10 protein-coding genes and 1 pseudogene are annotated in these 11,388 nt (G+C 74.4%); 8 read left to right on the top strand and 3 right to left on the bottom strand.

Annotated features, from left to right (window positions below):
• Nucleotides 1-50: 50 nt before the first annotated feature.
• A complete protein-coding gene (locus ACFZBX_RS13320; protein WP_391533650.1) occupies nt 51-482 on the bottom strand; it encodes an SsgA family sporulation/cell division regulator in 432 nt (143 codons plus the stop codon).
• Between the two features lie 330 nt (nt 483-812).
• Here ACFZBX_RS13320 and ACFZBX_RS13315 point away from each other — a divergent pair, with 330 nt between their 5' ends.
• The 4 genes from ACFZBX_RS13315 to ACFZBX_RS13300 all read left to right on the top strand — a co-directional run bounded on the left by ACFZBX_RS13315 (nt 813) and on the right by ACFZBX_RS13300 (nt 4,968).
• A complete protein-coding gene (locus tag ACFZBX_RS13315) occupies nt 813-2,645 on the top strand; it encodes a DEAD/DEAH box helicase (RefSeq protein WP_391533738.1) in 1,833 nt (610 codons plus the stop codon).
• Complete coding sequence (locus tag ACFZBX_RS13310; RefSeq protein WP_391533648.1) at nt 2,633-3,043, top strand: DUF2752 domain-containing protein; 411 nt, start codon at nt 2,633-2,635, stop codon at nt 3,041-3,043. Before ACFZBX_RS13315 ends, ACFZBX_RS13310 begins: the two co-directional genes overlap by 13 nt.
• A gap of 376 nt (nt 3,044-3,419) precedes the next feature.
• Complete coding sequence (locus ACFZBX_RS13305) at nt 3,420-4,070, top strand: IclR family transcriptional regulator (protein WP_270146684.1); 651 nt, start codon at nt 3,420-3,422, stop codon at nt 4,068-4,070.
• A 91-nt stretch (nt 4,071-4,161) separates the two neighbouring features.
• Nucleotides 4,162-4,968, top strand: coding sequence for a S16 family serine protease (locus ACFZBX_RS13300; RefSeq protein WP_391533646.1), 807 nt, complete (start codon nt 4,162-4,164; stop codon nt 4,966-4,968).
• An 18-nt stretch (nt 4,969-4,986) separates the two neighbouring features.
• On the opposite strand, the gene ACFZBX_RS13295 is transcribed toward ACFZBX_RS13300, so the two are convergent.
• The gene (locus ACFZBX_RS13295) at nt 4,987-5,562 is read right to left on the bottom strand and encodes an Lrp/AsnC family transcriptional regulator (protein ID WP_391533645.1); all 576 of its coding nucleotides are present in this window, start codon (nt 5,560-5,562) and stop codon (nt 4,987-4,989) included.
• A gap of 277 nt (nt 5,563-5,839) precedes the next feature.
• Here ACFZBX_RS13295 and ACFZBX_RS13290 point away from each other — a divergent pair.
• A pseudogene (locus ACFZBX_RS13290) lies at nt 5,840-6,286 on the top strand (VOC family protein); the annotation flags it as partial.
• A 25-nt stretch (nt 6,287-6,311) separates the two neighbouring features.
• On the opposite strand, the gene ACFZBX_RS13285 reads toward ACFZBX_RS13290, so the two are convergent.
• Nucleotides 6,312-6,863, bottom strand: coding sequence for a hypothetical protein (locus tag ACFZBX_RS13285; protein ID WP_391533643.1), 552 nt, complete (start codon nt 6,861-6,863; stop codon nt 6,312-6,314).
• A gap of 154 nt (nt 6,864-7,017) precedes the next feature.
• Here ACFZBX_RS13285 and ACFZBX_RS13280 point away from each other — a divergent pair, with 154 nt between their 5' ends.
• The 3 genes from ACFZBX_RS13280 (at nt 7,018) to ACFZBX_RS13270 (ending at nt 11,226) form a co-directional block, all read left to right on the top strand.
• Nucleotides 7,018-7,743, top strand: a complete 726-nt coding sequence (locus ACFZBX_RS13280; RefSeq protein ID WP_344324670.1) for a response regulator transcription factor — start codon at nt 7,018-7,020, stop codon at nt 7,741-7,743.
• Nucleotides 7,740-9,338, top strand: coding sequence for a sensor histidine kinase (locus ACFZBX_RS13275; protein WP_391533641.1), 1,599 nt, complete (start codon nt 7,740-7,742; stop codon nt 9,336-9,338). The genes ACFZBX_RS13280 and ACFZBX_RS13275 overlap by 4 nt, the downstream gene beginning before the upstream one ends.
• A gap of 214 nt (nt 9,339-9,552) precedes the next feature.
• Nucleotides 9,553-11,226: a cellulose binding domain-containing protein gene (locus ACFZBX_RS13270; protein ID WP_391533640.1), complete on the top strand. Its 1,674-nt coding sequence runs from the start codon at nt 9,553-9,555 to the stop codon at nt 11,224-11,226.
• Nucleotides 11,227-11,388: the final 162 nt, after the last annotated feature.

The following is an 11,388-nucleotide window of genomic DNA, read 5'->3' as shown; positions in this document are numbered from 1 at the left end:
GCCGTCCGGGCCCCGGCCCCGGGCGGCCGCCGACGTGCGCGCCGGGCCGTTCAGCCGAGCAGCTGGGCGAGGGCGCGGTCGGCGTCCAGGTGCAGGTGCTCCTCGCCCTCGGGGACGAGCAGGCGGCTGCGCCACAGGAAGCGCCGCAGGTCGGCGGTGTCGAACTGGACCATGGCGGTGCCCTCGGGCGCCCGCAGCTCGACCAGGGTGCGGCGGCCGAGCGCGGGGCGGACGTGGACGTCGCCGATGCCGGAGGGCACCTCCAGGCCGGCGGCGAGCAGCCGGCGGGCGAAGACCCAGACGATGTCGTCCGACTCCGGACACCCGTCGACCGGGTCGTCCAGCGAGAACTCGGCGGGGAAGCCCATCCGGACGGCCAGCGGGTCCTCCGGGCGGTAGGACAGGGTGACCCGCAGCCGGACGGAACGGTGGGCGGAGAGGATCAGGCGGGCCTGGACGGTCTCTTCGGCGGTGGCGTGCACGGCGGTTCCCTTCTCTGGGGTGCGAGGCCGGTGGCGGCTGTGGGGGGTTGGGGCGGCCTCACCCGGAAGAGAGGCGGTGGAGGGGGTTCCGCTTACCGCGTTTTCGCAACTTTCCGACGTGATCCACGTCACATCGATTTCCGGCCGCCACAGCCGCCCGCGGGCCGGACGGGCGCCCCGCCCGGCCCCGCCGCGGCCGCCCGAACGGCCCCGGGCCCGGTACGCTGGGCGGGTTGTCCGAACGCCGTCCGACCGTGGGGCGAGGCTGCCCAAACGCCTCTGACCTGCGATGATCCCCCCTCGGAGACCGTGAGTACTGCCGCCGCCTCGATGCCGCTCTTCTCCGACGCCCACGAGCCGCACGCGCCCGTCCGGGCCGTCGGCCATGCCGCGCCGACCTCCTCGCACCACCTGTCCCCGGCCTTCCCCGGCCGCGCCCCCTGGGGCACCGCGGGAAAGCTCCGGGCCTGGCAGCAGGGTGCGCTGGACAAGTACATCGAGAACCAGCCGCGCGACTTCCTCGCCGTCGCGACCCCGGGCGCCGGTAAGACCACCTTCGCGCTGACCCTGGCCTCCTACCTGCTCCACAACCACCTGGTGCAGCAGGTCACCGTGGTCGCGCCGACCGAGCACCTGAAGAAGCAGTGGGCCGAGGCCGCCGCCCGGATAGGCATCAGGCTGGACCCCGCGTACTCCTCCGGGCCGCTCTCCCGGGACTACCACGGCATCGTGGTCACCTACGCGGGCGTCGGCGTGAACCCGATGCTGCACCGCAACCGGACCGAGGCCCGCAAGACGCTGGTCATCATGGACGAGATCCACCACGCCGGTGACTCGAAGTCCTGGGGCGAGGCCTGCTTCGAGGCCTTCGAGCCGGCCACCCGCCGGCTGGCGCTGACCGGTACGCCGTTCCGCTCGGACACCAACCCGATCCCGTTCGTCCAGTACGAGGCGGGCGGCGACGGCATCCGCAAGTCGGTCGCCGACTACACCTACGGCTACGGGCACGCGCTCGCCGACCACGTCGTCCGCCCGGTGATCTTCCTCTCCTACAGCGGCAACATGCGCTGGCGCACCAAGTCCGGCGACGAGCTGGAGGCCCGGCTCGGCGAGCCGATGACCAAGGACCTCATCGCCCAGGCCTGGCGCACCGCGCTCTCCCCGCAGGGCGAGTGGATCCCGTCCGTGCTGCAGGCCGCCGACCGCCGGCTCAGCGAGGTCCGCAAGGCGATCCCGGACGCCGGAGGCCTGGTGATCGCCACCGACCAGACGGTGGCCCGCGCCTACGCCAAGATGCTGCGCGAGATCACCGGCGAGAAGGTCACCCTGGTCCTCTCCGACGAGACCGAGGCCTCCAAGCGGATCTCCGACTACGCGGCCGGGACCTCGCGCTGGATGGTCGCGGTCCGCATGGTGTCCGAGGGCGTCGACGTGCCCCGGCTGTGCGTCGGCGTGTACGCCACCTCGATCTCCACCCCGTTGTTCTTCGCCCAGGCCGTCGGGCGCTTCGTGCGCGCCCGCAAGCGCGGCGAGACCGCGTCCGTCTTCCTGCCGACCATCCCGATGCTGCTGGGCTTCGCCAATGAGATGGAGCTCCAGCGCGACCACGTACTGGACCGGCCGAAGAAGGAGGGCGAGGGCCTCTTCGACGAGGAGGACCGGCTGCTCGCCGAGGCCGAGCGGGCCAACGACGGCCCGGACGGCGCGGGCGGCGAGGAGTTCTCCTACGAGGCGCTGGGCTCCGAGGCGGTCTTCGACCGGGTGCTCTACAACGCCATGGAGTTCGGGATGCAGGCGCACCCGGGCAGCGAGGAGGAGGAGGACTACCTCGGCATCCCGGGCCTGCTGGAGCCGGACCAGGTGCAGATGCTGCTGCAGAAGCGCCAGCACCGGCAGATCCAGCGGAGCAAGACCAAGCCGGCCGAGGAGGCCGACCTGCTGGAGCTGCCGGCCGAGCAGCGGCCGGTGGTGACGCACCAGGAGCTGCGCGAACTGCGCAAGGAGCTGAACGCGCTGGTGGCCGCCTGGCACCACCGCACCAGCCAGCCGCACGGGACCGTCCACAACGAGCTGCGCCGGCAGTGCGGCGGCCCGCTGACCGCGCAGGCGACGGCCAATCAGCTGAAGGCGCGGATCGCCAAGATCAGGGAATGGGCGAAGTAACGATCCACCGGCGGGGCGGGCGGCTGCGCACGGCGTGGGCGCCGGTCGCGGTACTGGCCGCCGGCGCGGCCGGCGCGGCGTACCTGTGGTCGCGCAACCCCCACCTGCCCGGGCAGGTGCTGCCGTTCTGCCCCTTCCACAAGGTCACCGGGCTGCAGTGCCCCGGTTGCGGCGGCACCCGGATGGTCTACGACCTGCTGCACGGCGACCTCGCCGCGGCCTGGCACGACAACGCGGCGCTGCTGCTCGTGCTGCCGCCGGCCGCCGCGGTCCACCTGGTGTGGCTGCGGCACGGCCTGGCCGGCCGACTCTGGCGCCCGCCGGCGCTCGGCCGGCGCGGAACGGCCGTGCTGCTCGGTCTCACGGCCGCCTGGACCATTGGGCGCAACCTGTTCTGACACGATGTGTCCGGACACGACCTGTTCCGACGGGATCCCGTCCGGCGTTGCCCGATCCGTCCGGAACTCGGACTGTGGTCGAACCTGTGAGCGCCCGGCCGGGCTGTTCTATGGTGCTTTGTCCGGATTCTGTGGGGCATGTTGACTTGATCTTGCCCGAATTTTGGACAAACCCTTCCGCCGTCGCATTTCCTTCACTACCTTTCCCACACGCTCTCCCGCCGGGTGACCCCCGCGAGACGGCGCCGCAGGGCCCCAGGACGTCAAGGACGACTCTCCGCGGCCCGAGCGCGGCCACCCACCTGCGCGCGACATCCGAGTCCCGGACCGGCCGGCCGGCCGATCCGCGACCCGCCGCGGAAAGGAAATGCGTGTCGTGACTGCAGAGACCTCCCAGACCCTGGACCGCGGTGTCCGGGTCCTCAAGCTGCTCGCCGACTCGGAACGCGGGCTCACCGTGACCGAGCTGGCGGCCCGGCTGGCCGTCAACCGGACCGTCGTCTACCGGCTGCTGGCCACCCTGGAGCAGCACGGACTGGTCCGCCGGGACATCGGCGGCCGCGCCCGGGTCGGCCTGGGCGTGCTCCGGCTCGCCCACCGGGTCCACCCGCTGCTGCGCGAGGCGGCGCTGCCCGCGCTGCGCAGCCTCGCCGAGGACCTCGGCGCCACCGCCCACCTCACCCTGGTCGACGGCAACGAGGCGCTCGCGGTGGCCGTGGTCGAACCCAGCTGGACCGACTTCCACGTCGCCTACCGGACCGGGCTGCGCCACCCGCTGGGGGAGAGCGCGGCCGGCCGGGCGATCCTGGAGGCCCGGGCCTTCCCGAGCCAGCGCCGGCCGGAGCAGGGCTTCGTCATCACCCGGGCGGAGGAGCAGTCGGGGGCGTCCGGCGCGGCCGCGGCGCTGCTCGGGCTGAGCGGCATCGAGGGCAGCGTCGGCGTGGTGATGCTCAACGGGCTGGTCCCGGAGCGGGTCGGCCCCCGGGTGGTCGAGGCCGCCACCGAGGTCGCCGACGCGCTGCGCTGAGCGTCCGGCGCCGACCGTCCGGCGCGCCGGGTGGGCCGTCCGGGGGCCGTGCGCGTGCCCGCCGGGCGGCCCGGTGTGTTTGGATGCCTCTGTGTCCGAGACCAAGCCATCCCCGGCCCTCACCTCCCCCCGGGCCCGCGCCCTCGCGCTCTGCGGCGTCCTGGTCGCCGCGCTGTTCGGCGTGGCCGCCTTCGTCCCGCTGCCGTACACGCTGACCTTCCCCGGCGTGACCGCGGACACCCTGGGCAGCTACCAGGACCGGCAGGTGCTCACCATCACCGGCGCGCCGGTCCGCAGCACCCAGGGGCAGCTGCGGATGGTGACCATCTCGGCGACCAACCCGGGGGAGCGGACCGGCCTCTGGCGCTCGCTCCAGGCCTGGTTCGACCCGGACGAGGCCGTGCGCCCCACCGACACCGTCTACCCGCAGGGCGACCCGGCCAAGGCCGAGGAGGTCACCGTCCAGCAGATGACGGAGTCCCAGGACGCCGCCACCGCGGCCGCGCTCTCCTACCTCCAACTGTCGCCCGCCCAGGTCAAGGTGAAGATCGACCTCGGCGACATCGGCGGGCCCAGCGCCGGCCAGATGCTCGCGCTCGGCATCGTCGACAAGCTCGCCGGCGACGGCAAGGGCGGCGACCTCACCGGCGGGCTGACCGTCGCCGGCACCGGGACCATCGACGACCAGGGCGTCATCGGCCCGGTCGGCGGCGTGCCGCTGAAGACCCAGGCGGCGGCCCGGGACGGCGCGACCGTCTTCCTGCTGCCCAAGGACGAGTGCGCGGACGCCAGGGTGAACACGCCCGCCGGGCTGAGGCTGGTACCGGTCGGCACCCTGGCGGAGTCGGTCTCCGCGCTGGAGGCGCTGCGCACCGGCGGGACCGTCCCCGCCTGCTGAGCCCGGGCCGGCCGGGGCCTACTCGGCGGCGGCCTGGTCGACCAGCGGCAGGATCCGGTACGGCACCGGGTTCTCCAGCGCGATCGCGGTCGAGGACCGGACGATCCCGTCGAAGCCGACCACCCGGTCGATCACCCGCTGCAGATCGGCGTTCGAGCGGGCCACGATCCGCACCATCATGTCGCCGCGCCCGGTGATGGTGTGCAGCTCCAGCACCTCCGGCACCGCCGCCAGGTGCGCGCGCACGTCCATGCCCTGGCCCTGGGAGATCTCCAGGGTCGCGAACGCCGTCACCGGGTAGCCCAGCGCCGCCGGGTCCACCTCCGGGCCGAAGCCGCCGATCACCCCGCGCGCCTGGAGCCGGTCCAGCCGGGCCTGCACCGTGCCGCGCGCCACCTGGAGGCGGCGCGAGCACTCCAGCACACCGATCCGCGGCTCCTCGGCGAGCAGCCGGATCAGCCGGCCGTCCAGCACGTCGATCGCGTCGTTGGTGTTCCCGGCGGGGCCGCCGGGTGCTCCGGAATGTCCTTGTCCGACAGGCGGGTTGGACGATCCGGGGGCGCCCGGGGAGCCGGGGGAGTGGGCGGGGGGCATCGAGGGTTCCGTCCTCCGGTGGGCATTCTGTACAACGGTGCGCCCGATTCTCCCGCCCCGGAGCACAGCTTGACCAGGAGGAAACGGAACAGTTGCGCGGAAGTCGGTCCGGCGCCACCCTCCAGCCACAACCCCGTGCGCCCGTCGCCACCCCGGCGTGCCGGGGCCGTGGTCCCGCACCCCGACCGGGAGGGCTGACATGACCGACACCGCCGCCGAACGCGTGCTGTTCGTCCCGGCCCCCGTCCCGGGCCCGGAGGAACCGGGGCTGCTTCCGATGGGCACCGCCGACGCGGTGGTCTTCGCGGTCGGCGACGCCGAGCGGGCGGCCCACCGGTACGCGGTCGCGCTCGGGATGCGCTGCACCGCGTACGCCGGTCCGGAGACCGGCGAGCCGGAGACGGTCTCCTACGTGCTGCGGGCGCCCGGGACCAGGTTCGTGCTGACCTCGCTCGTCCAGGTGATCGGCCCGCGCGGCCGGGAGCTGGCCGGGCACCTGGCCGAGCACGGCGACGGGGTGATCGACCTCGCGGTCGCGGTGCCGGACGTCTGTTACGCGTACGACTACGCCGTGGACCGGGGCGCGGCCTCGCTCGCCGAGCCCTACGAGGTGCGGGACGCGTACGGCACCGTGGTGCTCGCCGCGATCGGGGTGCCCGGCGGGACCAGGCACACACTGGTCGACCGCTCCCGGTACCGCGGGCCCTACCTGCCGGGCTACGTGCCCTTCGAGAGGTGGTGACAGCCGGTCAGCGGACGACGGTGTCGACCCTCGGCGGGTACCCGTTCCAGGACACGATCACCGAGTTGGCCTGGTCGTCCTTGGTGAAGTCCACCCGGATCCACTGCGGGCCGTTCCAGACCTGCATCTGCCAGCCCGGGTCCGGGGCGGCGGTGACCAGCGAGGCGTGGTCCGGCTGGAGGTCCAGCGCGACCCGGCCGCCCGGGACGGGGTAACTGTGCACGGAGGACGTGGTGCCGGCGGTCGGTGCCGGGCGGGAGGGCGTCGGTGCGGCGGCCGACGTCGGCGCGGGGCCGGTCGCCCTGGGCGGGGTCGCCGACGCCCGGCCGGTGGACGGTGTCGCGGTCGGCTCGGTGCGGTCGGCCGCCTTCGGCTGCGTCGCCGAGGGCGTCGGCGTGGGTCTCGCGCCCTCGGCCGAGGCCGGCGAGGGCAGTGGCAGCGCCGTGGGCTGCTCGAACGCGGCGCCGGTCAGCACGGCGTGCACACCGAACCAGGACAGCGCCACCGCCGCCCCGGTGGCCGCCGCCCAGGCGCCGAGCTGTACCAGTCCGTTCCGCATCGTGCGCACATCCTGCCGTATCTCCCGCGCGGAGCGGCGGGCACCCCGGTACTTCCGCAGGGAACTTGCACAAGTCCTGCCAGCTCCGCACAGACCGGCGCGAACCAACCCGAGGTACAGACCAATCGGGGTCGATGGCGTACCGTGCAGCCCCATGGCAACAGTGCTCGTGGTCGAGGACGACCCCTTCGTGCGATCCGCCCTCATCCGCCACCTGACAGACACCGGCCACGCGGTTCGCAGCGTGGGCACGGCACTTGAGGCGCTGCGCGAGGTCGCCCAGGTCGGCTGCGACCTGGTGATCCTGGACCTCGGCCTGCCGGATCTGGACGGCAGCGAGGCGCTCAAGATGATCCGTGGCCTGACCAACGTCCCGGTCATCATCTCCACCGCCCGGGACGACGAGGCGGAGATCGTCCGGCTGCTCAACGACGGCGCCGACGACTACCTGGTGAAACCGTTCTCCGGGGAGCACCTCAGCGCCCGGATGGCCGCCGTGCTGCGCCGGCTCGGCGGCGGGGCGGCCCCGGTCAGCCAGGTGCTCAGGGTCGGCGGGCTGGCGATCGACCTCCAGCGCCGGGAAGCCTCGCTGGACGGGCGCGCACTGGACCTGACCCGCCGTGAATTTGACCTGCTGGCCTTCCTCGCGGCCCGGCCGGGCGTGGTGGTGCCGCGCAAGGAGATCCTGGCCGAGGTCTGGCGGCAGACCTACGGCGGCGACCAGACCATCGACGTGCACCTGTCCTGGCTGCGCCGCAAGCTCGGCGAGACCGCGTCCAGCCCGCGCTACCTGCACACCGTGCGCGGGGTCGGGGTCCGGCTGGAGGCGTCCGGGCAGTCCGCCGGCTCCGGGCCCGTCCCCGTGGAGCGCCGGACATGAGGCGGTTGCGGCACTCGCTTCGCTGGGCCCTGATCAAGGCCGCCGTCGCCGGGACCACCATGGTCGCGCTGGCCTTCCTCATCCCGCTCGGTCTGATGGTCCAGCAGACCGCCCGGGACCGGGCCTTCACGGCCGCCGAGCGGCAGGCCGCGGCGCTCGGACCGGCGCTGGCCATCACCACCGACCAGGACGCCATCGCCCGGGCGGTGGCCTCCACGGACGCGGGCGCGCAGGGGCGGATGGCGGTGCACCTGCCGCCGGCGGAGTCCGCCGTCGGGTCCGGCACCGTCTCGGGTCAGCCCGGTGCTGCGGGCGGGGTGGCCGCAGCACCGGGCGGGACCGGGGCGAGCGGGGGTGCTCCGGGCGCCTCGGGTGTCTCGGGTGCTTCCGGCACGCCGGGCGGGCCGGGGACGGTGGCGACGGCGGGCACGCCCGCGGCCATGGCCTCCGGCCCGGCCGCCGGTGCCACCATCGGCGAGGTCCGGGCGCTGGACGCCGACGTGGCCACCGCGGGCGGCCAGGGACGCTCGTTCACCGTGCAGGTGCCGGGCGGCTACGCGCTGCTCCAGCCGGTCGCCGTGGACACCGTGCGGACCGCCGTGGTCGAGGTGTTCGTGGCCGACGGCGACCTCACCCGGGGCGTCGCCACCGCCTGGCAGGTGCTCTCCGGGGTCGCGCTCGGACTGGTCGCCATCTCGGTGCTGGTTGCCGACCGGATGGGCGCCCGGATCGTCGCCTCGGCCCGCCGGCTCGCCTCCGCCGCCCGCTCGCTCGGCGCGGGCAACCTCGCGGTGCGGGTGCCGGTGGACGGCAAGCAGGCCGCCGGCAGCCCCGTGGAGCTGCACGAGGCCGCCCACGCGTTCAACGCGATGGCCGACCGGGTCGTCCAACTGCTCGCCGCCGAACGGGAACTGGCCGCCGATCTGTCGCACCGGCTGCGCACCCCGCTGACCGTGCTGCGGCTCAACGCCGCCTCGCTCGGCGAGGGCGACGCGGCCGACGCCACCCGGCACGCGGTGTCGCAACTGGAACGCGAGGTCGACCAGATCATCCGCTCGGCCCGCCGGGCGCCCGAGGACGCGCCCGCCGTCACCGTCGGCTGCGACGCCGCCGAGGTGATCCGCGAGCGGGTCGGCTTCTGGTCCGCGCTCGCCGAGGACGAGGGCCGGCCCTGGCAGTTGGCCGGCGCCGACCGCGAGACGCCGGTCCCGGTCCAGCGCGGCGACCTGGCCGCGGCGGTGGACGCGCTGCTCGGCAACGTCTTCCGGCACACCACGGTCGGCACCGCCTTCTCGGTGGACGTGCTGCCCACCGAGAGCTCGGTGATCGTGCTGGTCGGGGACGCGGGCCCGGGCTTCAGCGACCCGCAGGCGGCGCTGAAGCGCGGCGAGGGCCACGGCGGCGAGGGCTCCACCGGCCTCGGCCTCGACATCGTCCGCAAGCTCGCCGAGGCCACCGGCGGCGACCTCGCGCTCGGCGCGTCGGCCGTGCTCGGCGGCGCCGAGATCCGGCTGCGGCTGCGGACCAGGCAGGACGGCACGGAGCCGGCACGGACCGGCAGACGCCGCGGCCGCGGGCCGCTGTTCCCGCGCTGAACGGGGCCGCCGGCGGCCGATGGTGAAAGGTTTCGGCGCTTCGTCAGGCCCCCGGGGACGCGGGGGCGGAGCGCGTTCCCCATTTTCTTAAGTGCACCGTAAGGGAGTTCTACCCCTGGCTCAGGGGGCGCTTTCCGGCCATTCGGCGCCGTTAGCGTCATCGGCGTCGGTCACCCGCCGGCCGCACACCTGCCAGCCCCGGAGGTAAGCCCCCATGACGACCCAGCAGCCCCACCGCCGCCCCGGCGGCCGCCGTCGGCGCAGCCGCAAGGGCATGCTGATCGGTGCCTCGGCGGTCGCCGCAGCCCTGGTCGCGGGGGGCGTCGTCGTCCTCGCCTCCTCGGCCAGCGCCGCCTCGCTCGGCGCCGTCTACAGCCGCACCTCCAGCTGGGACTCCGGCTTCACCGGCCAGTACCTGGTCACCAACCCGGACAGCAGCGCCATCGAGGACTGGACGCTCACCTTCGACCTGCCGGCCGGCGCGAAGATCGATTCGCTCTGGAACGCCACCTTCACGGCCGAGGGCCAGCACATCACCGTCAAGCCGGAGGCGTGGAGCAAGCGGCTGGAGCCGGGCAAGGGCATCGTGGTCGGCTTCGTCGCCCAGGGCGCCGGCGCCGCGCAGTCCGAGCCGGGCAACTGCCTGATCAACAAGACCTCCTGCAAGCCGGGGGACGGCACCGTGCCCACCCCCTCCGGCCGGCCGACCACCACCGCGACGTCCTCCCCGTCCGCCTCCGCCTCCGCGACGGCCACCGCCTCGCCCTCCGCCACGGCCACCGCGACGACGAGCGCCACCGCCACCGCCACCGGCAAGCCGACCACCGGCGCGCCGAGCCCGACCGCCACGGCGACCGTCCGGCCCACCACCCCCGCCCCGACGGCCACCGCGACCGCCACCACCACGGCCGTCCCCACCACCCCGGCCCCCACCCCCACCGCCACCGCGACCGGCGCCCCGGCCCCGGCCGGCGCCGGCTTCTCCCCGTTCGTCGACACCTCGCTCTACCCCTCCTACGACCTGCTCGCCACCGCCAAGGCCACCGGCGTCAAGGACTTCAACCTGGCCTTCGTCGTCTCCGGCGGCGGCTGCACCCCGAAGTGGGGCGGCGTGAGCGACCTCGCCGCCGACCCGGTGGCCGCCCAGATCGGCGCCCTGCGCGCGATCGGCGGCGACGTCCGGGTCTCCTTCGGCGGCGCCAACGGCAGCGAGCTGGCCCTCGCCTGCACCTCGGCCGCCGACCTCGCCGCCGTCTACCAGAAGACCGTCGACGCCTACGGCCTCACCAAGGTCGACTTCGACGTCGAGGGCGGCGCGATCGCCAACGCCGCCGCCAACACCCGCCGCGCCCAGGCCATCGTCCAGCTCCAGAAGAACGCCGCCGCCAAGGGCAGGACCCTGGAGGTCTCCTACACCCTCCCGGTGCTCCCCTCCGGCCTGACCCAGGACGGCGTCAACCTGCTCGCCGACGCCAGGAACAACGGCGTGGCGATCAGCGCGGTCAACGTCATGGCGATGGACTTCGGCGACGGCGTCGCCCCCAACCCGCAGGGCCAGATGGGCAAGTACGCCATCGCCGCGGCCACCGCCACCCAGGCCCAGGTGAAGAGCGTGCTCGGGCTCGACGACGCGGCCGCCTGGCGCAAGGTCGCGGTCACCCCGATGATCGGCGTCAACGATGTCGCCAGCGAGGTCTTCACCGTCGCCGACGCCAAGCAGCTCGCCGACTTCGCCAAGAGCAAGCACCTGGCCTGGCTGTCGATGTGGTCCGGCACCCGCGACAAGGCCTGCGAGGGCGGCGCCAAGCCCTACGCCGACGCCAGCTGCAGCTCGATCGTCCAGCAGCCGCTGGACTTCACCCGGGCCCTCGGCGCCTACACCGGCTGACCCCGCCCCACCGACTCCGGCCGTCCGTGCCCCGACCGCAACGGGGCACGGCCGGCCGGCACCATTTCCCCGGACGGTCACCCTCCGTCACCGGAGCGATCCGGGCCGGCCGCGGGCCATCGGGTATCGTCGCTGGTTGGCCGACCGGCGGACGGAGCGAAG

This window comes from Kitasatospora sp. NPDC008115, from assembly GCF_042957205.1.
Taxonomy (GTDB): Bacteria; Actinomycetota; Actinomycetes; order Streptomycetales; family Streptomycetaceae; genus Kitasatospora.
Note: the sequence above shows the minus strand (reverse complement) of the source record. Positions and strands in the feature narration are given on the sequence as shown.